Genomic DNA, 21,007 nt, shown 5'->3' with positions numbered 1-21,007 from the left:
CTCACTGGGCCAAGCCGTTAAAGCCATCGGTCATTGCGAGTTTCTCCGGCTTGCCAGAAGGCTCGCCGACAGCGGTTCAGCCAGTCGGAGAGGTTTGGTTCACAGTTGCGCGGAAGGCGGCCGTCTCGTCGCTTACAATGCGATGCATGAGGTAGAGCCCAATCAGGTTCGGGATGGCGAGCATGAAAAACAGACTGTCGATGTAGTTGGTCACTGTGGTGACGTCGACAACCGCTCCGATCGGCAACAGGCTGCAGAAGAAGCACAGATAAATGCGGCGCATCCAGATGGAGTGACGCGAGAAATAGTCGATCACCTGAAGGCTGTAATAGCCTGCGGCGAGAATTGTCGAAAACGCAAAAAGCGTTACAGCGGCGGCCAGAATGTATGGAAACCAGGCCGACACGGTTCCGAAGGCCGCAGATGTCATGGCAATATCGTTATAGCCGTCGTCCCATACGCCGGTTGTGATGATCACAAGGGCGGTCGCGGCACAGATCACCACAGTATCTATGAAGGGTTCGATGAGGGCGACAAAACCCTGGGATGCTGGGTGACGGGTCTTTGCTGCGGCGTGTGCGATAGAGGCGCTTCCGATGCCGGCTTCGTTCGAATAGGCGGCGCGGCGCATGCCGGCCACAAAACTGCCGGCAATACCTCCAGCTGCAGCGTCCGCACTGAACGCATCCTGGACCATGGTCATGAAGGCCGCCGGTACAGCGGGCAGGTTCACCGCAAGCACGACGACAACGCCGCAAATGTACAGCGCGCACATGAGCGGTGTCAGCCTGGCTGTCACCCGGCCAATCGAGCGGATGCCACCGATCAGGACAATGGCTGCGAACAAGGCGACGACAATGCCATATGCCAGCGCCCATCCTGTGCCTCTTTCCAGTCCGGTGACTTCGCTGAGCTGAGCGTAGGACTGGTTGACCTGGACGACCTGGATGAAGGCAAAAAGCGCGCACAGGGCATAGGTCGCCGCGAGCACCTTCCCGAGTGTCGGAAGGCCGCGTTCCGCGAGACCTCGACTGAGATACCACATCGGGCCACCGGAAACGGTGCCATCTTCATTGATGACGCGGTAGCGCACGGCGAGGGTCACTTCGGCGTATTTCAGGCTCATGGCGAAGAACCCGATGACGATCATCCAGAAGGCAGCACCCGGGCCACCCATGGCTATAGCGATGGCAACGCCGGCGATATTCCCAAGCCCGACCGTGCTGGCGAGTGCTGTTGCAAGCGCCTGAAAAGGCGAGAGTTCGCCCGGCGCGTCGGGATCAGAGTATCGTCCCGCAAGCACACGCCAGCCGATGCCGAATCCGCGAATGTTCAGAAAGCCCAGGCGAAAGGTAAAGAATACCATCGCCGCAAAAAGCCAGAGCACGATGAGTTGCACCTCGACCCCAAACAGCGTGACTGATGAGAAGACCACACCGGCCAGAGTCGCGCCGACTGCTTCAACAAAGTTTGTGATGGCTTCCATGATTTACTCCATCCAGCCAGCGAGATCGTGATCCGTGAGTGCCCGCTTGATTTCATTGTAGACTGCCGGCGTTTCGTCCTGGCCAAGTTTGAACCGAGGCTCCAGCGCCTGCACGGGCGACCTGAAACCGATGATGCTGTTTAGCAGCGCATCATATCGCGAACCGATTTTCTCAACCGTCCAGTCAGAGCCGGCCGGCCGTTCCATATGGTCCACGAGCGCTTCGACCGCTGACCGTGTAATGGCTTCATCAATTCTTGTGTCGGAGGCATGAACCTTGAGGGACAGAAAATTCCAGGTGGGCGCCCAATCGTCTTTCGATACCCATCCCGGCGGAATGTAAGCGTTGGCACCGAGGAACAGGAACATTGCCGCTCCGTCGCGTCCCAACGCGTCAGTCGCTGGAGCGCGCCTGGGCAGGTGACCAAGGATCGATCGTGGTTCGCCGCCAGCGTCTGTTTCGATCAGCAAGGGCATGAGAAGCGCGGAGGATGGGTCAGCTACGGGAACGATCCAGCCAAACGGATAGGCAGCGGCAAACCGGACAATCTCGCGTGTTGGAACGTTGCTGAATTGCACGCTCATCGCGCCAGTATCCGCTTCATCCAGGCGGCACTGTCAGCGATTGCCTGTCGCGCAACCGGCGAGATCGACACAGCCTCAAGAAAGCTGTGCGTGGCACCTGGATAGATCTTCCCCGTGACCTCGACGCCGGCAACCTTGAGCAGCTTCATCAGCGCCTTGTTTTCATCAAGCAATATATCGCATTCCGCGATGCAGAGATGTGTCGGGGGCAATTGCGACAAATCTCCCAGCATCACACGGGCATATGGGTTCTGACGATCACCTTCGCCGAGATAGGCCTGCCAGTATTCGTCCATTTCGGCAGCATCGAGCATAAATGGCGCTCCGTCATAGCGTTTGTGTGAAGACCGGTGCTCGGTATCGAGCGCGCCATAATTCACCAGAATCCCGTTCGGCAGGTCTGCTCCATCGTCTCGCAGCTTCTTGGTGGCGGCGAGTGTCAGGTTACCGCCTGCGGAGTCTCCGCCCATCAACAGCCGGTCAGTGCAGAGGCCATGCGCAGCCCCGTGCGCACGAATCCAGTTTACACCCGCGATGACATCATTCAGCGCGGCAGGGAACGGATTTTCTGGTGCGAGGGCGTAGTCAAGCCCGACCACTGCGCAGCCCGCTGCGGCAGCGTATTCGCGCATCAGTCGGTCATGGGTCTTCACGCTGAACAGCATCCATCCGCCGCCGTGAATATAGAGCATGACGCCCTTGCCGGGGCCGCCTTCAGGAATATGGATGCGCAGTTTGCAGGTTGAGTCGGGCAGGGCGACATCCTGTGTGCTGCCCATTTTGGGACCCCCAGCGCTCCACGGCTCTCGAACCGTTTCGGCAAGGTCGCGGCGCTCATCAAGCGTGAGCGTACGCCCTGCGATGAGGGCTTTAGACTGTTCAATGACTTCCTGGACGAAGCGATTGACTTCCGGCTCAATTTCATCGGCCCGTGTTTGGGTACTTGCGCTCATGTACGTCTCTTTTCTTTACGGATAACGGTTTGAGGCGTTGACGCGCCCCGATGTATTGCTGGTGTTCGGTGCTTCTGGCCGGGGCTCCGTGGCGTGGATTTGTCCGGCGGAAATTCCTGCGAGGCGCGGCTGAGCAGGAGCCGGTACTGTATGGATTGGGCCGTCGCCATAGTGCTGATTTCCCCCGGATTTCGATCTGAAGGATAATCGAGATCAGTCTGGCGGTTCATTACCTGACCGGGTCGAAATTTAGCGCGAATGGGTCGCGGTCCGGGATTTTGCACGATTGCAAGTCGGGTGAATTGGCCAAAAAGGAGAACTATGAGACCCAAAGCCTAAATTCAGCGATGGACAGCCCTGCTACATTTTAATGACAGGAGAGGCATGTGGCGCAAGCTTATAGAGAGGGGTATCATGAGACTGATTCAAAACACTAAGCCATTGAGCAAAAGGGCATTTTTGTTCGCAACGACGATGATCGTCGCACTGGCCGCGCCCGCGGCGATGGCGCAGGACGACAGCGATAATGATGAAACAAGCGTGCAGGACACGATCTATGTCATCGCACCTGACTTTGTCCCACGCGAGGGACAAAGCGCGACCAAGAGCAACATCGCCCTGATCGAAACACCGCAATCGGTCTCGGTGATCACGCGCGATCAGATTGATCTTCTCAACTTTATCGACGCCCAGCAGGCTGTCCGGTACACGTCCGGGGTTTTCGGAGAAAACTACGGTCCCGACCTGCGCTTTGATTTCGTTACAGTCCGCGGATTTACGCCGAAACAGTACATTGACGGTCTGGCCGCCCCGGTTTCGACCGCCATCTACAGCGTCGGACTCGACCTCTATGCGTTTGAATCCTTCGACGTTCTGAAGGGACCGTCCGCAGCACTTTACGGCAATTCGCCTCCGGGCGGTCTTTATAATCAGACAACTCGCCGGCCAGAAGACGAGTTCAGTGGGGAGCTGTCTGTCAAATACGGTACCGATGATTACAAGCAGCTCGCCGGTACAATGACGACCCCGCTGGGAGACGATCTCAGCTTTCGCCTGACGGGCCTAATCCGTGACCGCGGCGCAGAGCGCGACCACGTATCAGCAAAGCGCAAACTGCTTGCGCCATCACTGACCTGGGATATTGCTTCAGATACGGAACTTACGCTGCTCGGCTATTATCAGTCCGATGAAGTCATGGGCGACACCAACGGCTTCCTGCCGGTTTATGGCACGCTCCTTCCGAACCCGGTTGGTGAAATCGACCCGTCCACCAATCTAGGGCATCCGGAAAACCGCTTTGATCGCGAACAGTGGGGGCTTGGCTATGAGTTCCGCCACGCCTTCAACGATATGGTCACGTTCATTTCCAACTCAAAACTGAGTGATTATGACGAGGACACGCCGACGGGTATCTACGGTTCGGGAGGTGTTATCGATAACGACTTCGACGGCGTGCCGGACGATTACCGCACGGTTCTCCAGTCGAACTTCACCTATCGTGAAAGCGTCGAGAGTTTCGCCACCGACAATCGCTTTGATATTGATTTCGATGCGGGCAACATCAAGCACGACATCATCGTGGGATATGACTACCGCGAGGTAGAGAATGTTGCTGATTTCGGCTTTTTCTACGGTACGGACACCATCGACCTGTTTAATCCGGTCTACGATTATCCTGCGGATCTCACCCCAGGCTATTCGTTCGCGTACAATGATCAGACGCTCCAGCATTCTGGCTTCTATGTGCAGGACCATATCGGCCTTGGAAATCTGTTCTTCACGCTGAGTGGTCGATATGACGACGTCACAATCGAAAACAATTTAACCGGTGGTGAAACCGAGCAGGATGCGTTTACGTACCGGGTCGGAGCCAACTATGTGTTCGAGAGCGGCATCGCCCCGTACATCAGCTACGCAACGTCATTCGAGCCTGTCATCGGAACGGACTCCGTAACCGGGAATGACTTCGAGCCAAGCGAAGGCGAGCAGATCGAGGCGGGTGTCAAATTCGACGCGCGTGGCCTGCCGGATGGGTATGAGCTTCTCCTGACCGGTGCGGTTTACCAGATAACGCAGTCCAACGTGGTCAGCACGTCGCCTTCCGTCACACCTGTGTTCGGTACCCAGACGGGTGAGGTGGAAGTGCAAGGTGCGGAGATCGAACTGGTCAGCCGGATCAATGACCAGCTCTCCATCAATGCGTCGTACAGCTACACGGACAGTGAAGTTGTCCAGAGCTCCACGCCGCAGGAAGTTGGCGCTCCCCTTCCGGTGACGCCGGAGAACAAAGCGTCTATCTTTGCGGACTATTCATTCGTGGACGGACTGCTTGCTGGCTTCGGGATTGGCGCTGGCGTGCGCTATACCAGCGAGAGCCAGGGGGCCCTGCCGGGCCCATTCAACCCTGTTGTGTATACCGGTGAAGAGTCCACACTGTTTGATGCCATTGTCCGGTACGACTATCAGGACTGGCGCTTTGCTTTGAACGGCTCCAACATTCTTGATGAGAAATATGTTGCTCGCTGTGCGGGGCCTGCCGGATGTACCTACGGCGCAGGCCAGCAGGTTATCGCAACGGTGACCAAGAAGTTCTGATGATGAGAGGGCAGACCGACCGAATGAATGATCATCGATCCGTCCGGTCTGCCTGCTTGTCTCCAGGAATATGCGCTGCACTAGCCGGGGCTGTCATGGCCACAGTTCTGGCTTGTACGCCGCGACTGCTCCCGGCGCAGACCTCCGCGGCCGGCCCCGTGAAACCGGAGTTGACGCAAACACCAGGCGTTTCCGGAAAACCACCAATGCCGGTCGCCCGGTCAGGCCAGACATTGCCGCTGAACGCGGCACGGAGAGTGTCGTTCACAACGAATGAGGGCACGCACCTTTCACTCGATGTCTCGCCCGACGGCCAGTCAATCGTCTTCGACATGCTGGGCGACATTTATGTTCTGCCGATCACTGGCGGTGAAGCAAAGGCGTTGACCCGTGGCCTGGCGCTGGACACGCAACCTGTTTTCTCACCCGACGGACAAACCATCCTGTTCATCAGTGATCGGTCTGGTGCCGAGAATTTGTGGAAAATGGATGCGGATGGCGGGAACGCCCGACAGATATCGTACTATGATGACAATCCGGTCTGGGTATCTCCCGAATGGTCGCCAGACGGGAGCCGGATCATTGCGTCCCGGTACTGGTCTGACCGCAACTCATATGAGCTCTGGCAGTTCGACCCGGCGCCCGGATCGATGGGCGAGGCCTGGAACAAGCAGAAATCCGGGACGGAAAGCACACGCTCATTCAGTTCCCTCGGCCCGACGTTTCATCCAGGTGGCTGCGACCACTTTATCGCGTCCAGGTCCGCAGACGACGTGGCGTTCGACCAACTCGCCACATGGACCATCGTTTCGATAGACGCTGAAACAGGCGAAGAGCAGACCCTTGCCGGCAGCGAGATCAACCCTGCGATGCGGCCTCGCTTGTCGCCAGATGGGACGCACCTTGCGTTCGCCGAACGGCAAGACAATCGCACGTTTCTGAAGCTCAAGGTTCTCGGGTCCGGTGAGACCAGGACACTGGGCGAGCTTGATCCAGACTCCCTTCAGGCGAGTGCCTGGCACGATGCGGTGCCACGATTTGATTTTCTGCCAGACGGCAGCGCTGTCATCGCGAATGCGCAAGGCCGACTGAAACGCTACCCGCTGTCCGGTGCCGAACCGGTCGAGATTCCATTCACCGCTGAGGTGGACCAGCCGCTCGGTCCGCTCGTGCGTCAGCAGATTCCACTGGCAACCGGCGAGGTTAAGGCGCGGCTGCTCATGTCCCCCTCATTATCGCCAGATGGGGACACAATTGCATTTTCTGCGCTCGGAAACGTTTATACGGCGAGCCTCCATGGGGAAAACGACCCGTTTCGGCTGACGACTGCCCTGTCGTCGACCTACCACCCGTCCTGGTCTGGCACTGGAGAGCAGATCGCCTTCGTCAGCTGGACGAAGGAGGAGGGGGGGCAGGTCTGGACCATCAATCGGGATGGCACGGGTCTGACCCAGATTACGCGTGAAGATGCCTTTTATTCTCATCCGGTCTTCACGAAGGACGGGAATGGGCTGATTGTAGTCCGATCCGCTACAAGCGACCGCCACAAGACTTATATGGAGTATGGGCAGCTGCGCGAGGCGGAGCTTGTCTATCTTTCGCTTGATAGCGGGCAAGCCAGAACGTTGACGTCCGGAGTTCTTGGCGGTCGACCGCACTTTGGGCCCGACGCGTCGCGTGTGATGATCAATTCCGACAAGGGCGTCGAGGCCGTCGACCTGAACACGGGCAAGCGGACCCTGGTGACACAGGCGGAAGGTCCGAACTGGTACTTTGCCGAAGGCGCCGCAGTGGCAGATGATTTGCGGGTATCACCTGACGGGAAATGGGTGATCGCACAGATCACCCAGCAGCTTCACCTGTACCGGGTGGCGGACACAGCGGGTGAAACGGTAAATCTGAGCGCGCCGAAGACAGCCCATTTCAGACTGACAGATATCGGGGCCGATTACTTTGGCTGGAGCAATGATGCGACATCGATCTACTGGTCCGTGGGTTCGACAATTTACCGGGTGGCCTTAGACGAGGTTGTGGCTGAAGGTCCCGGATCGCAGCGTTCAGTGCCGGTTGAAGCGTCTTATCCGGACGTGAGAACCATCACCGTCAGCAAGCCTCGCGTCGAATCGGGGCGTGCCGTGCTTTTGACGGGCGCAACCCTTTTTCCGATGGACGACCGCACCCAGCCTCAGCGCTCGCTGGCAAACGCCGACATCCTCCTGGCGGACGGCAAGATCGTCGCTCTCGGTGCTGCTGGTACAGTTCAGGCGGATGATGACGTGCCACGCATAGACCTTTCAGGACATTATATCATCCCCGGTCTGATTGACGCTCACTATCACGTCGCTGACATCCGGCGCGATGTCCTTCAGCTCGACAGCTGGGGCCTTCGGACCAATCTGGCGTTCGGCATTACAACGCTGTTTGACCCGTCATCGTTGACGATCGACATGTTGACCTATCAAGACCTGATCGAGACCGGCGACGTTGAGGGATCAAGGCTGTTTACGACTGGCCCTGCAATTTTCGACTTCAATGACTTTCGCGCCAAGGAGCAGGTGGAGGCCGTTCTCACACGCTATCGGGACCATTATCGTCTTCGAAACCTGAAACAGTATCGCGTGGGAAACCGGCGCGTGCGCCAGTGGTTTGCCCAGGTCGCAAACGAGCTCGGCATGACGCCGACGACGGAAGGCGCGCTCTCCTACAAGCTGGGGCTTAGCCAGATCCTTGATGGCTATTCGGGCAATGAACACGCCATGCCACCGCCTGTGCTGCACCGGGATGTGACGGAGGTTTTTGCACGCAGCGGTACCAGTGCCACGCTTACATTGATGATTACGCATGGCGGCAAGCCGGCGGACACAAGTTTCATTGCAAGACGTCAACCGCTCGACGACAGCAAGTATGCGCGCTTCGCCCCTGACTGGTTCATCCAGCGGGAATTCGCGGACGCTGGGGAACTCAATCCTGAGCAGTACCTGTATCAGACCTTCGCTGCCAGTGCGCGCCGTATCCAGCAAGCGGGAGGGCGCGTCGGGGTTGGGGCACATGGTGACCTTCCGGGCCTGGGCACGATCTGGGAAACGCAAGCCTATGTGGAAGGGGGGTGGACCCCTGCTGAAGCTTTGTGGGCTGCGACAATGGGCAGTGCGGAGACAATTGCACGCGACGAGACCCTTGGAAGCCTGGTGCCCGGAAAGGTCGCCGATCTCGTCGTTCTCGACGCCGACCCTACGCAGGACATTCGCGCGATCGAGACGGTCGTCCAGGTCATGAAAGACGGTCATCTCTATGATGCCGACACCCTGGTTGAAAGCCCGCTGACGCGCACGCAGTAACCGGCATGTGAATTCGGCAGTGCTTGAAAAAGCAGCACCAGACGGCGTGTTTTTGGCCATCTGCGTGCGATCAGGTCATATATTGTCTATAGTGGGCCAAATCGCGCGTCATTGAATTGTCATATCAGTTCTGACCAGCATCATCACTGGACCCATCGAGAATACATGAGCTTGATATGAAGAGCACCGTCGATATCGATCTGGATTGCAGAGCCGTCGTGGGCCTGGCAGACGAATATCCTGCCGGCTTCAGGGACCCCGAACATTCACATGAGCGGATACAGCTTCTCTACGCGTCATCCGGCGTGATGTCCGTCGTAACCGACACGACAAGTTATGTGATACCGCCGCAACGTGCTGTGTGGATTCCGAGCGGTGTCCCTCATGAGGTGTCGTGCCGGGGGCCTGTGTCACTTCGGTCGCTATACATCGATCCAAGATATGAGCGTGGAGAACCGTATTGCCACATCGTCGAGGTGAGCCAGCTTCTCAAGGCATTGATCATTGAGGTTACCCAGATCCCGCTCGACGCCGAGCTGACTGATCGCGATGAGCAGGTGATGAGCCTGCTGATCCGCGAGGTCATCGACTCCCGCAAGATTCCGTATGCTGCGCCAATGCCGAATGACCGGCGACTGGTGCGGGTGTGCCGGGAGATACTGGAAGATCCTGCAGATCAGCGTGACACGAATGAGTGGGCCTCCATGGCCGGGATGAGCCGTCGTTCCTTCACACGCGCTTTCAAGCGGGAGACAGGTATGGGCGTGGCGGTGTGGCGCCAGCAGGTCCGCCTTCTGGAAGCAATTTCTCTCTTGTCCACGGGGGCACCGGTGACCTCAGTGGCGATGGATGTGGGATATGAAAGCCCGAGCGCATTCTGCGCCATGTTCCAGAAAACCTTTGGCGTCCCGCCAAGCAAATACGCCTTTTGAACAAGGCGGGTCCAGCATGCACACGGGCTCACGCAGTGTTGCTCGCCGGTTCTTGCACTCTTGTCACCCTGCAGGATCAGGGGGCTGACGTCTGCGATTTGGTCTTTCGTTGATCTGACCGGACAAGGGCTGATCAGGCTTGGTTTGCGTCCCGTGTGCACTGAGAACTCGTCCATTGGTGCTTGAGGGCATGAGCTTCTTCATACGATGCAGTACGATTTCCATCAGCGTCAGGGCGGACCCTCCACCGTTACATGAGCGAGGCCGCCGGACTCACATTCTACAGTCTGGCCACTATCTATGCCTGGCGATGACACTCGAGAATGGTTGGATCTGCGATGAAAACTGACCTCAGATCAACCAGCTGAACCACTGACGGACAAACTTATACCAGCGGCCACGCCTGTGCTTCGCATACGTGTCGCCGCACCATTTTCGATATCGCGTACGAAGGAAGAACGGTTATCGGCGTCGGCGCGCGCAAACAGTCCAAGCTCGATCGTGTCTGAAATCAATCTCGACGTACCCAGTTCCATGCCGACATAAGAACGAGTCGCTGATATGTCTCCGGGACTGACGAAACCAGCGCGTAGCAGCACATGGTGTGTCCAGTCGCCGGTGTTCCAGCTTGGCTCGACGAATGCTTCAAGCCCCCAGTCTTCGAATTCCACATCATGGAAGGCAATGACACCGGGGGCGAGTGGCGCATCAAAATTGAAGATGCCCAGCAATTCCAGACTGTGCTCTGCACTCTCACCAGGATAAGTCAGCAGATTGGCGGAGAGGTCGGCAATCATGGCATCGCCATTTATGATTACTCCCAAGGCGTAATCGGCTTCGTCATCGAATGCTTTCTGATCGTTCCCAACAGGCAGGAGGCGATAGAAAGACGTGTAAACGGAAGCGCTCGGAAGCGCGACTTCCATGCCTGCACTAAACTCTACAGTCTCGCCTCCAATTTGCTCACCACGATCAAACACCGCAGAGGACGCGGCGACATCGACGGTCCATTCGTATGATTGCTGTGCATCGGCTGCTTTTGTCATGAAAGCCACAGCCGCCGTCAGGACAATCCAGTGCATTGATCTGCGACGGGTGCTCTCAAAGATCGGGCGGTAAGGGACCATCATTTCCTCGGTGAATTATCGAACCGTCGGGCCGGACGGATTCGCGGGTGGACCGTTTCAAGCGGGACTGGAGAGTCGGCGGCCAGTCTGCGAAGTGAGTGACCGGATATCGAGACGCTCCTGCCGCTTGTGCTGTTCCTGCACTCTCCAGGTGAGATGCTGGATATGACGCTCGAAGCCATAGTTCAGGCTGGAGTGAGCTGACCGTTCATCGCTGTGAGCACTTCAGGATGTGTAATTTCTCCTGCCCTGATGTTCAGACCCGCTGCCAGGTGCGGGTTTGCTTCGAGCGCTGCGTCGGTGCCTTGGTTTGCGAGCGCAAGAGCAAATGGCAAAGTGGCGTTTGAAAGCGCAATCGTTGAGGTCCGGGCGACAGCGGCCGGCATGTTGGTGACGCAGTAGTGACAGACGCCGTCGATGAAATAGACCGGTTCATCATGTGTTGTCGGTCGGCTTGTCTCGAAACACCCGCCCTGATCGATCGCGATGTCGACAACCACTGAACCTGGTTTCATCAGGGCAATCTGTTCCCGACTGACAACTTTCGGTGCTGTGGACCCTGGAAGCAGAACTGCGCCGATAACCAGATCTGCGGTTTTCAGATGGCTCTCGATCGCGGCGGAGGTGGAGAACAGGCAGCGGGCACGTCCATCAAAAATCTCGTCGAGCTCGCGCAGGCGGTCCAGCGACGTATCGAGGATGGTGACATTGGCCCCAAGGCCAATGGCCATTTCCGCCGCATTCTTGCCCGCGACGCCGCCACCGATGACGAGGACATTTCCTGGGGCCACGCCGGTCACGCCGCCGAGCAGTGTGCCCGAACCCCCATTTGCAATCTCTAGATACTTTGCGCCAGCCTGCACGGAAAGCCGACCTGCGACTTCGCTCATCGGGGTAAGAAGGGGGAGGCGGTTGAACCGGTCCGTAACGGTCTCGTAAGCAATGCAAGTTGCGCCAGATTTCATCAGGCCGCGGGTTTGTTCGGGATCCGGCGCAAGATGGAGGTAGGTGAACAAAGTCTGCCGGGGTTGAAGGCGCGCGATTTCTACAGGTTGAGGCTCCTTGACCTTCACAATGAGGTCAGAGTTTTCAAACAGTGCGTCTGCGTCAGGTGCGATCACGCAGCCGGCCTCCTGATACATCTCATCGGCAAAGCCGACTGCGGCGCCAGCATTCGTCTCAACAAATACGGTGTGGCCTGAGCGGACCAGTTCCTGAGCCCCTTGAGGCGTCAGGCCAACCCGGTATTCGCGATTCTTGAGTTCTTTGGGGGTGCCAATGCGCATTGAAATGTCCTCGTGTCGAAGAGTGTTTGGTTTGGGAGGAAGCGCCGCTTGTTCTTTAGAATTCGGCGACAAGATTGAAGCGGACGCGTTGTTGCCAGTCGGTGCTTGGTAGCCCGCCGAGTTCGATGTCCTTCAACCGGTAGGCATAGATATTTGCGCCGAGATCGATGTGGTCGGTCAGTGCGTAAGTCAGGCCTACGGCGTGCTGCAGATAATTTGACCCGAGCGGAATATTGTCCTGTGCGAAGGCAGCGAAGACAGCGTCAGCTTCGGCGACATGGTAGGCATAGTCGACGCTCAGGCTGCCAGGTGTAGCCGTCTGCCCGGCTGAAGCAGAAAGCATGTACCCGGTATCGTAGTCATCAGCCCCGAGATTCTCGACATACTCCGCCGCAAGGCTGATGGGCCAGCGCCCGCCAAGACCATCATAATTGACGCTGGCAATGATATCGAAAAGGTCAAAGTCAGATATGTAAGCGCCGTCGGAGCCGAGCCGGTTGGTCCGCGTATCGCCGGCGTTCGCAGTCGCCATCGCCTCGATTTCGTAGTCGTAGTAGCCGGCGGCGAGTCCGAAGTTCCACTTGTCCGAGGCTTGCGTGTCCAGCGTGATCTGGCCGCCTCTTGCCGTGCTGTCAGGGCCAACGACCGACCTCTCAATCGGAAAATAAAGAACGTTGCCGGCAAGCCGAGCTACATTGTTGTCATACGCCACATATTGCGCGGCGATGCCTTGAGGGTTTACGTCACCGTCCCAGACCAGATCAGTGCGTCGGAACGGGTTCGCAAACTTGCCTCCCGTCAGGCTTAGGCTGCCGAAGGACTTTTTAACATAGAGCTGGTCGAGGCTGACTTGCAGATCGTCCGCGAAATTTGAAAGCGAAACATCGGCGGAATTTGGATCATCCGGGTCGCCGGTGACGATGCGAGCTCCAATCTCAAAGCTTGGTGAAAACTGGTATCTCGCAGCAAGTCTTGCGCGCAATGCGCCGCGGGAATCGCTGCGTCGGCCGTCCGAGGCGTTATTGTGTTCGTAACGCAGACGAGCATCGCCGCTCACCGATAATTTCGGCAGGGCCGGAGAGGCTGTCGTCGGCTCAATCCCATTGACCCGTGACGTGGCGAGACGCTGGGTCTCTTCGCGCATGGGTGCCGGATTTACCGGCTGAGGGGCGCTCTCCAGCAGCGCTTCGAGGCGGGCCAGACGTTCCTCCTGCGCACTTAGCCTTTGCTGAAGTTCAAGGATCTGCGCATCCTTGTCCGGCAGGTCGCCCGATTGGGCTGTTGCCGAAAGACCGGAAAGGGCGATGATCGCCGTGAGGCTGACGGCTCGAAGGCATTGGCTCCGAATAGTTGCGCGCTGTTGGAGCTGTCGGGACATCATATACCTCCCATCGCGATGTATTTGATGTCGAGATAATCATCGAGGCCGTACTGCGAGCCTTCACGCCCCAGGCCGGACTCCTTGATGCCGCCAAATGGCGTTTCTGCACTGGAAATGGCGTTTCCGTTCAGGCCAATCATGCCGGCTTCAAGTCTTTCGGAAACGGACCAGGCGCGTGACATGTCGCGGGTCCAGAAGTAGGCGGCAAGGCCGTACGGCGTATCGTTGGCGAGCTGAACAGCTTCTTCGTCAGTATTGAATTCAATGACGGGAGCCACCGGTCCGAAGATCTCGGTGTTCGCGATGCTCATGTCGACCGTCACGTCTGAGAGTATGACTGGGTCGAGGAAGCAACCGGTCCGGTCCGTGTGTTGGGCGGTACAGCGTTTGGCGCCGCGGGCGAGAGCGTCTTCTACAAGCGCAATCGTCTTCTGTTTCGCCGTCGCATTGATCATCGGACCGATATCGCAGCTCGGATCGAGTCCTTCGCTGACGCGAAGGCCGTCGACGGCAGCGACGAATTTTTCAAGGAATGCCTCCTTGATAGAGGTGTGGACGAGAAAGCGGTTTGCGCTGACGCAGGTCTGGCCGGCATTTCGGAACTTCGCAGCCACGGCACAGGCGACAGCCTTGTCGAGGTCGGCATCGTCAAAGACAATGAACGGCGCGTTGCCGCCAAGTTCGAGCGACAGGCGCTTAACGGTGTCCGCAGCCTGACGCATAAGCAGTTTCCCAACGCGCGTTGATCCTGTGAAGGATATCTTGCGCACGCGCGGATCGCTTGTGAGGACGCCCGCGACATCTTCAGCCGTGCTCGAGGTGATGACCTGAAAGACGCCAGCGGGAATACCCGCCTCGTCGGCCAGGCAGGACAATGCCAACGCCGAAAGCGGAGTTTCTTCTGAGGGTTTCAGGATCACGGCGCATCCTGCGGCCAGCGCGGGCGCTGCCTTGCGCGTGATCATGCCGCTCGGAAAGTTCCATGGGGTGATTGCGCCTACAATGCCAACCGGCTGCTTGACGACAATCTGTCGTTGGGTGGGAAGGGCTGTCGGAATAACATCGCCATAGGCGCGCTTTGCTTCTTCCGCGAACCACTCGACGTAATTGGCGCCGAAAGTGACTTCCCGGCGGGCCTCAGCGAGCGGTTTGCCCTGTTCGCGCGTCAGAATTTCGCCCAGTTCAAGTTCGTGCGCCACGATCAGGTCGAACCAGCGACGCAAAATACTGCTTCGGTCCTTGGCAGAAAGCGCGGCCCAGGCCGCCTGAGCAGGCGCGGCAGCGTCGACCGCTATTCTTGCGTGCGAAGCCCCGAGATCTGCGACCTTTGCGATTTCCGACCCGTCCGCCGGATTGACAACCGCGAAGGTGGTGCCGGCTGTGTGTTCAGCGATTTTGCGCGATATGCGCTGCCATAGAGAAGGGGTTCCGGCGCCCGTCGGGGCCGGCTTTTCGAGCTTGATATTCATGTTAGTCGAGTCCCAGCCTGGAAGCGGCTTCACGAAGTCCGGCATCTGCCTTGTCGATCATTTCGTCGATTTCAGCATGCGTAATGGTGAGAGGCGGGCAGATAACCATCGCCTGTCCGACGGCCCGCATGATAAGACCTTTCTCAAGACAGATGTCCCGGCAGATCATGGCAGCGTTATCCTCAGCGGCGAATGGCTCGCGTGTGTCGCGGGACCGTACAAGCTGAAGGCCGGCAAGCGCCTGGGCGCCGCGAACTTCACCAATTATGGAATGGCGCTCATAGAGGTGGGCAAGGCCGCTCTGAAGGTATGGACCGATGTCGTTCCTTACCCGTTCGACCAGGCCTTCACGCTCGATGATGTCGATATTGGCGTGAGCAACCGCGCATGAAACCGGGTGTCCGGAATAGGTGTATCCATGCGAAATTGGACCGCCTTCGTTCAGCGTCTCGAAGATGCGGTCGCTAAAGGCCACAGCCGAGATGGGCAGGTAGCCAGAGGACATGCCTTTCGCCATCGGCATGATATCGGGCTGAACGCCATAATACTGGCAGCCAAACCACTCGCCGAGCCGGCCAAATCCGCAGATGACTTCATCAGAGACGAACAGGATGTCGTGTTTGCGGCAGATGCGTTCAATCTCCGGCCAATATCCCGGCGGCGGCGAGATTACACCGCCCGCGCCCTGTATCGGTTCACCAATGAATGCAGCGATATTGTCGGCACCAATCTCGAGAATCTTGTCCTCGAGCGCCTGCGCTGCGCGGAGGGCAAATTGTTCCGGGCTCAGATTCCCGCCATGAGCGAACCAGTGCGGTTCCATGATGTGTTCGAAACCGGGCAAGGTCGACGACCCCATATCATGCATATGCTTCATGCCGCCGAGGCTGGTCGCTGCCAGCGTGCTGCCATGATAACCGAGGTGGCGGCCGATGAACTTGTACTTCTCCGGCTTGCCCTTCAGGTGCCAATAGTGCCGCGCCATCCGGATTACGGTGTCGTTGGCTTCTGATCCTGAATTGGCGAAGAAGAAGTGGTTGAGGTCACCAGGGGTGATTTTGGAAAGGCGCTCCGCAAGAGCGATCTGGCTCGGTGTAGAGCTCTGGAAGAATGAGTTGTAGAAAGGCAGCTCTTCCATCTGCCGTGCGGCGACGTCGACCAGTTCCTGACGGCCATAGCCGACATTTACGCACCACAGCCCCGCCATACCGTCGAGAATCCGGTTTCCATCACTGTCTTCCACATAGCAGCCATCTGCCTTGGTGATCACTCTGGTTCCGCGCTCTGCGAGCGACTTCGGATCGCAAAACGGATGAATGTGATGTGCGGCGTCGATAGCTTGCAAGTGCGCCGTTCTGGTCTGAGTGATCGCCATCTGGATTCCCCTTGAGAGTAGTTAAGGCCAATTGACCGCCCAAACGCGCCTGAGTGGAGATGACTAAAGTGATGAGGGCGGTGCGCTTAGAGCACCGGTGGCCTGCAAGCTTGCTCTAATCTTCATTTCCGAGGTTGCGCATCAATGCCGCGATCTGGGCTTCCGCTACGCCTGGAAGGGCTTCCAGCGCAGCGATGACCCGCTCCCGATCGGCAGGTGGATGCTTCTGGCTGAGTTTGGTGACGCCATCTATGCGCTCGACAGTTATCTGGAAGGAGCGGATGCGCGGTAGCAGGCTGTCGATCTTGCCGGCGGGCGCGTCCTTCATGAGCCAGCTGGTGCCGGTTCGTGCCTCGCTGCGGTCGATCGTCTTGCGCATGATGGCCAGCTGCTTTTCATCATCATCGATCGGAGTGAGGGTGCCTCGCACCTGGGCGGCGACATAGTTCCAGGTCGGGACAGTTGGCTGGTCCTTGTACCAACTCGCGGAGATATAAGTATTTGGACCGTGGAAGGTGGCCAACGCCTTCATGCCGGACATCAGTGTTGCAGCCTGCGGATTGTCGCGAGCCATATGTCCGAACAGAATGCGTTCACCCATCGGACCATCTTCAAGATACATGGGCACACTGGTCGCATACGGCATACCATTGTGCGCCGTTACGATCTGACCAAATGCATGATGGCTGATAATGGCTTCCGGGTCAGACGCTCGATAGGATTGAGGAACGAACATTCTCCAAGAGCTGGCTATGTCAGTCATGATGACCTCCTGAGTCTACAATTGACTCTGAGTGTCGCGGTAGAGAATTGACTTGTCCGGCGCGTAATCAGGACTGCCTGGTGATAAATCAGCACCGCATCCAGACCGCTTAGCACCTGAGCCATATCCCGACAGACGCTACGGTCTCACCCAACTGTTGAAGAACACCGGCTTGGCCGGACATTCAGGAAAGGGAGATGGTCCTGTGAATGGTCTAGTATCAAAGTCAGATGCCCGCTTCGAAGAACTTGGCGATATTGTCGATGCCTATGCCGGCAAGCTTATGCCGAACGTGCAGATGCAAACCTTTGCGAACACTCACGAGATCTTTCCGACGCGAACAATTTCGAAGGGTGGCGAGGTTTCAGCGATCCCTGAGGCCGATGCATCCCTTATCGATTTGATCATACCGTCAGGCGGAGCGAGCTATGACCTGTATGATTATGTATCCCGCAACCGGCTTGTCGGCCTCCTGGCGTTGAAGGATGGCGAAATCGTTCACGAATATTACGATCAGGGTATTGATCGAGAGACGCGCTGGATGTCGATGTCGATGGCCAAGTCGGTGTCTACCACACTCGTAGGCGCTGCTATCAGGGATGGTTTTATCGACAGCGTCGATGACCAACTGGTCAAATACATGCCGGAGCTGTCAGGTAGCGGCTATGATTGTGTTTCCATCCGTCACCTCATGCAGATGACGTCTGGCGTGAAATGGGACGATACCCATACCAATGCAGATTCGGAGCGTCGTACGATGCTGGATCTTCAGGTCGCTCAACAGCCCGGTGCGATCATGGAATTCATGGCCTCCCTGCCACGAATTGCCGAGCCGGGATCAGTGTGGAATTACAGTACTGGCGAAACCCATGTGGTTGGAGCGTTGGTGCATGCGGCGACCGGAAAATGGCTCGCCGATTATGCGTCGGAGAAGATCTGGTCGAAAGCTGGAATGCAGCAGGACGCAGCCTGGTGGCTCGAAGCGCCCGATGGTCTTGAGGTTGCCGGCAGCGGCATTTGCGCATCTTTGCGTGACTATGCTCGCCTCGGACAATTTGCACTGAACAGAGGCGTCGTCGATGGGGAAGCAATGGTGCCGGACGACTGGTTCACCGAAGCGACCAAGGTGCGTGTGGTGAACGCCGATACGCTCAATTACGGTTATATGTGGTGGCCCGTGCCGGACCGTGAGGGAAGCCATCATGAGGGCGCATACAGCGCACGCGGCATCTTCGGACAGTACATTTATGTCAACCCCACCCGGAATATCGTGCTGACCGTCATGAGCTGCAGGGCCAAGCCGAAATTTTCTGAAGCCATCCCGGATAATGACTTCTTCAACGCTGCTGCTACAGCGCTGGGCTAAGCAGCGGGAACGAGCTCCGGCATGTCCTTCGCAACGGTTCCGGCGAGCCAGGTGCGAAAGCGCCTGAGGCTCGCTTCGTCCCAACGATCCCGGCGCGCGATCAGCACATAATAGCCGGGACGTGGTGGGAAAGCAGGATTATCCTTTCCGATCCAGACAAGGTCCCCGCGCGAAAGGTGCTTTGACGCGACCATAGGGTTTGTGAGCGCGATGCCGCGGCCATCACGCGCTGCGTCTGTCGTCAGGTTGCCTTGCCAAAGGCGAGGCCCTTTGAGCCCACTCCCGCAATCAACACCCAACGAAGTCAGCCACAACTCCCACGTTCTGGTTGTATTTTCATGGAGCAACTGGTGCGCCAGCAGATCGCTCGGAGAAGTTATCTCGGGATGCCGTTCGAGGTAATCGGGACTTGCGACCGGGATGATCGGGGATTCTGCGAACGTTTGATACCGCAAGTGTGCCGGCAGTTCGTCCAGATCTTCGTAAGAAGACCAGAATCGAATGTCTGCATTGGCTTCGTGTGACAGAAAGTCAGGTTCGGTGACTGAAGGCTTGAGCTCAATTTCCACGCCCTTGTTGGCCTTCTCAAGCGAAGCCAGGCGCCGTGACAACCATTGCTGGGCAAAACCCGGAGTGCTCCAGATCATCAATTGATGATGGATGCCCTGGTTCATCAGGTCGAGCGTCGCATATGAAATGGCGTCGAGCGACTTGGCGATCGAAGCGTGATAATCCTTGCCGGCTTCTGTCAGAACCAGGCCTGTCGGAACACGCTCGATGAGCGCAATACCGACCCATTCTTCCAGTTTGCGGAGGTGCCGACTGAGGACGGCATGGTCACGGTCGAGCCACTTCGCCGCTTTGCGGACGCCCCCTAGACGCGCCACTGCATCAAATGCTCTCAGTCCTTCAAAAGGTGGAAGCGATTTTCGGGCAGGCGGCTGCTGTCCGAGATACAATGAAGAGTCGGTGGGGTCGGCCAAGACTTGTCTCCTGCGTTCATCAAAGTGACACAGACAGTACACGGCACGGTTTTCATCGAAGTCAAGCTGCATTGGTGCGTTTTTAGCAACACAGTTGTTGGTGCGCTTGAAACTTTGGCAAAAGCCTATTTCAGCGATCTGCAGAACGAGCAGATCGTTGACCAACCGCACGTCGAGTCAGCCAGAGTCGGATGCCGAAATAGGCCATGACAAGAAGCCAGATACCTACGGCAAAGTTGATCAGTCTTCCTGGCAGGTCGCCAATCTGGCCGGTGTGGAGCGGATAGAGCGCTTCAGAAAGTCGTTCATTGGCTGAGCTGTTTGCCGCGTCATGGCTCATCAGCACATCGCCTCCGAGACCGACATAGACCCTCGTCGCTCCATAGAGACGGGGCATTTCTCCCGGTGCCTTGAGGCGGAACCGGTACCACTGCCGGGTTTCAGAAGGCAGCGAAATCGCGATCAGTTCTGAGCCTGGATACTCAGCCAGGGCCGTCTCGATGGCCTCGGCGAGACCGACCGGCGTTTCGACAATCGAGTCGACGTTGTCCGGTGTTGGCTCGGTGACATTGATAGCTTCGTCCAGGGCATCAGCCTGGGTGAGCGCGGCCCCCGCCAGCACGACGATCAGTGCAGGCAGAGCACCCCATAACCCGACCCTCCAGTGCCAGCCGGAGAGCGACACCCCGGGTGGAGCGCTGTTGGCCTTTGCAAATTCCTTGAAGCGTCGCCGTCTCGACCAGCCCATGACGATGGCGAAAATGATGTTGGACGCGAGCAGAAGACCCGACACACACAAGAAGAGGTAGCCAACGGTTCCCAACATCAAGGACTTGTGAAACTGGGTCACCGTTTCAAAAACTGCGCCTTCCGAAAAGAGCGCGGAGTCTGAACGCTCGCGGATCCGGTTGCCTGCGCCGTCGATCCTGACTGTTTGGGAATCGCCATCGCGCATCAGGTAGGCATCGTACTGGCCGTCGCGCCCGCCTGAAATCCAGATGGACGAAATGTCCGCCCCTTCTTTCTGCAGGCTTTCTACGGCATTGGCGAACGCCTGCGCATCAGTCTCCCGGGCCGGATTGCCGATCAGGAAATCATCAATGTCGGCCCTGAACGCGATTACCAAGCCTGAAGCGGCTTGCAGAATCCATAAAGTGACGAAAATCAGACTCAGCCACCGATGGATGATGCGGAAGGTAGCAAAACTCATGATGAACCCAAATTCAGTGGAAATAACGCAGCCCAATGTATCGCAGGTGAGGCACGCATTGCCCCAGATGCGAAGTGTGCGGAGAGTGGTGATATAAACGCACCGCCTGATGCGCGCTTAGCGTCTTCGCGCATGACAGCTGTGCATGATGAGTTTGA

Annotated in this window: 15 protein-coding genes; 4 read left to right on the top strand and 11 right to left on the bottom strand. The window is 57.6% G+C overall.

Going from position 1 to position 21,007, the window contains the following annotated elements; translation table 11 throughout:
• Positions 1-76: 76 nt before the first annotated feature.
• Genes B8746_RS14315 through B8746_RS14305 form a run of 3 tightly spaced genes read right to left on the bottom strand, consistent with a single transcriptional unit; the run spans position 77 to position 3,024 of the window.
• Positions 77-1,486 carry an alanine/glycine:cation symporter family protein gene (locus tag B8746_RS14315; RefSeq protein WP_084394389.1) on the bottom strand — a complete coding sequence of 470 codons (1,410 nt, stop codon included), beginning with the start codon at positions 1,484-1,486 and terminating at the stop codon, positions 77-79.
• Between the two features lie 3 nt (positions 1,487-1,489).
• Positions 1,490-2,071: an FMN-binding negative transcriptional regulator gene (locus tag B8746_RS14310; RefSeq protein WP_084394388.1), complete on the bottom strand. Its 582-nt coding sequence runs from the start codon at positions 2,069-2,071 to the stop codon at positions 1,490-1,492.
• A complete protein-coding gene (locus B8746_RS14305; protein ID WP_084394387.1) occupies positions 2,068-3,024 on the bottom strand; it encodes an alpha/beta hydrolase in 957 nt (318 codons plus the stop codon). The genes B8746_RS14310 and B8746_RS14305 overlap by 4 nt, the downstream gene beginning before the upstream one ends.
• Positions 3,025-3,483: 459 nt before the next feature.
• Between B8746_RS14305 and B8746_RS14300 the strand changes: the two genes are divergently transcribed.
• From B8746_RS14300 to B8746_RS14290, 3 genes are all read left to right on the top strand, one after another.
• Positions 3,484-5,619: a TonB-dependent siderophore receptor gene (locus B8746_RS14300; protein WP_198943745.1), complete on the top strand. Its 2,136-nt coding sequence runs from the start codon at positions 3,484-3,486 to the stop codon at positions 5,617-5,619.
• 257 nt (positions 5,620-5,876) lie between these two features.
• The gene (locus B8746_RS14295) at positions 5,877-8,957 is read left to right on the top strand and encodes an amidohydrolase family protein (protein ID WP_158084644.1); all 3,081 of its coding nucleotides are present in this window, start codon (positions 5,877-5,879) and stop codon (positions 8,955-8,957) included.
• Positions 8,958-9,133: 176 nt separating this feature from the next.
• Entirely contained in the window at positions 9,134-9,889 is a 756-nt protein-coding gene (locus B8746_RS14290) for an AraC family transcriptional regulator (RefSeq protein ID WP_084394384.1), read from the top strand.
• A gap of 356 nt (positions 9,890-10,245) precedes the next feature.
• Here B8746_RS14290 and B8746_RS14285 read toward each other — a convergent pair whose 3' ends face one another.
• The 6 genes from B8746_RS14285 to B8746_RS14260 form a co-directional block, all read right to left on the bottom strand.
• Positions 10,246-10,935 carry a hypothetical protein gene (locus B8746_RS14285; protein ID WP_143434611.1) on the bottom strand — a complete coding sequence of 230 codons (690 nt, stop codon included), beginning with the start codon at positions 10,933-10,935 and terminating at the stop codon, positions 10,246-10,248.
• A gap of 266 nt (positions 10,936-11,201) precedes the next feature.
• On the bottom strand, positions 11,202-12,302 hold the full coding sequence (gene ald / locus B8746_RS14280) for an alanine dehydrogenase (protein ID WP_084394382.1): 1,101 nt from the start codon (positions 12,300-12,302) through the stop codon (positions 11,202-11,204).
• A 55-nt stretch (positions 12,303-12,357) separates the two neighbouring features.
• Positions 12,358-13,680, bottom strand: coding sequence for a putative porin (locus B8746_RS14275; protein WP_158084643.1), 1,323 nt, complete (start codon positions 13,678-13,680; stop codon positions 12,358-12,360).
• A complete protein-coding gene (locus tag B8746_RS14270; RefSeq protein ID WP_084394380.1) occupies positions 13,680-15,152 on the bottom strand; it encodes an NAD-dependent succinate-semialdehyde dehydrogenase in 1,473 nt (490 codons plus the stop codon). The genes B8746_RS14275 and B8746_RS14270 overlap by 1 nt, the downstream gene beginning before the upstream one ends.
• A 1-nt stretch (position 15,153) precedes the next feature.
• Positions 15,154-16,527 (bottom strand): aspartate aminotransferase family protein, encoded by a 1,374-nt coding sequence (locus B8746_RS14265; RefSeq protein WP_084394379.1) that lies wholly within the window; start codon positions 16,525-16,527, stop codon positions 15,154-15,156.
• 115 nt (positions 16,528-16,642) lie between these two features.
• Entirely contained in the window at positions 16,643-17,290 is a 648-nt protein-coding gene (locus B8746_RS14260) for an FMN-binding negative transcriptional regulator (RefSeq protein ID WP_084394378.1), read from the bottom strand.
• A 205-nt stretch (positions 17,291-17,495) separates the two neighbouring features.
• On the opposite strand from B8746_RS14260, the gene B8746_RS14255 reads away from it, so the two are divergent.
• On the top strand, positions 17,496-18,656 hold the full coding sequence (locus tag B8746_RS14255) for a serine hydrolase domain-containing protein (RefSeq protein ID WP_233124333.1): 1,161 nt from the start codon (positions 17,496-17,498) through the stop codon (positions 18,654-18,656).
• On the opposite strand, the gene B8746_RS14250 is transcribed toward B8746_RS14255, so the two are convergent.
• Both B8746_RS14250 and B8746_RS14245 read right to left on the bottom strand, forming a co-directional pair.
• Positions 18,653-19,804, bottom strand: coding sequence for a LysR substrate-binding domain-containing protein (locus B8746_RS14250; RefSeq protein ID WP_198943744.1), 1,152 nt, complete (start codon positions 19,802-19,804; stop codon positions 18,653-18,655). The two genes, B8746_RS14255 and B8746_RS14250, sit on opposite strands and share 4 nt — an antisense overlap.
• Positions 19,770-20,849 (bottom strand): PepSY-associated TM helix domain-containing protein, encoded by a 1,080-nt coding sequence (locus B8746_RS14245; protein ID WP_143434610.1) that lies wholly within the window; start codon positions 20,847-20,849, stop codon positions 19,770-19,772. The genes B8746_RS14250 and B8746_RS14245 overlap by 35 nt, the downstream gene beginning before the upstream one ends.
• Between the last annotated feature and the right edge of the window lie 158 nt (positions 20,850-21,007).

Origin of the sequence: Henriciella pelagia, from assembly GCF_002088945.1 — a bacterium.
GTDB lineage: Bacteria > Pseudomonadota > Alphaproteobacteria > Caulobacterales > Hyphomonadaceae > Henriciella > Henriciella pelagia.
The sequence above is the reverse complement of the archived record's forward strand: the minus strand, read 5'-3'. Positions and strand labels throughout refer to the sequence as shown.

What these genes read in the sequence shown, in the direction of transcription:
- B8746_RS14260 (WP_084394378.1), bottom strand. Translation starts at nt 17,290, where the DNA reads ATGACTGACATAGCCAGCTCTTGGAGAATGTTCGTTCCTCAATCCTAT.
- B8746_RS14275 (WP_158084643.1), bottom strand. Translation starts at nt 13,680, where the DNA reads ATGTCCCGACAGCTCCAACAGCGCGCAACTATTCGGAGCCAATGCCTT.
- B8746_RS14290 (WP_084394384.1), top strand. Translation starts at nt 9,134, where the DNA reads ATGAAGAGCACCGTCGATATCGATCTGGATTGCAGAGCCGTCGTGGGC.
- B8746_RS14265 (WP_084394379.1), bottom strand. Translation starts at nt 16,527, where the DNA reads ATGGCGATCACTCAGACCAGAACGGCGCACTTGCAAGCTATCGACGCC.
- B8746_RS14270 (WP_084394380.1), bottom strand. Translation starts at nt 15,152, where the DNA reads ATGAATATCAAGCTCGAAAAGCCGGCCCCGACGGGCGCCGGAACCCCT.
- B8746_RS14285 (WP_143434611.1), bottom strand. Translation starts at nt 10,935, where the DNA reads ATGACAAAAGCAGCCGATGCACAGCAATCATACGAATGGACCGTCGAT.
- B8746_RS14315 (WP_084394389.1), bottom strand. Translation starts at nt 1,486, where the DNA reads ATGGAAGCCATCACAAACTTTGTTGAAGCAGTCGGCGCGACTCTGGCC.
- ald (WP_084394382.1), bottom strand. Translation starts at nt 12,302, where the DNA reads ATGCGCATTGGCACCCCCAAAGAACTCAAGAATCGCGAATACCGGGTT.
- B8746_RS14310 (WP_084394388.1), bottom strand. Translation starts at nt 2,071, where the DNA reads ATGAGCGTGCAATTCAGCAACGTTCCAACACGCGAGATTGTCCGGTTT.
- B8746_RS14305 (WP_084394387.1), bottom strand. Translation starts at nt 3,024, where the DNA reads ATGAGCGCAAGTACCCAAACACGGGCCGATGAAATTGAGCCGGAAGTC.
- B8746_RS14245 (WP_143434610.1), bottom strand. Translation starts at nt 20,849, where the DNA reads ATGAGTTTTGCTACCTTCCGCATCATCCATCGGTGGCTGAGTCTGATT.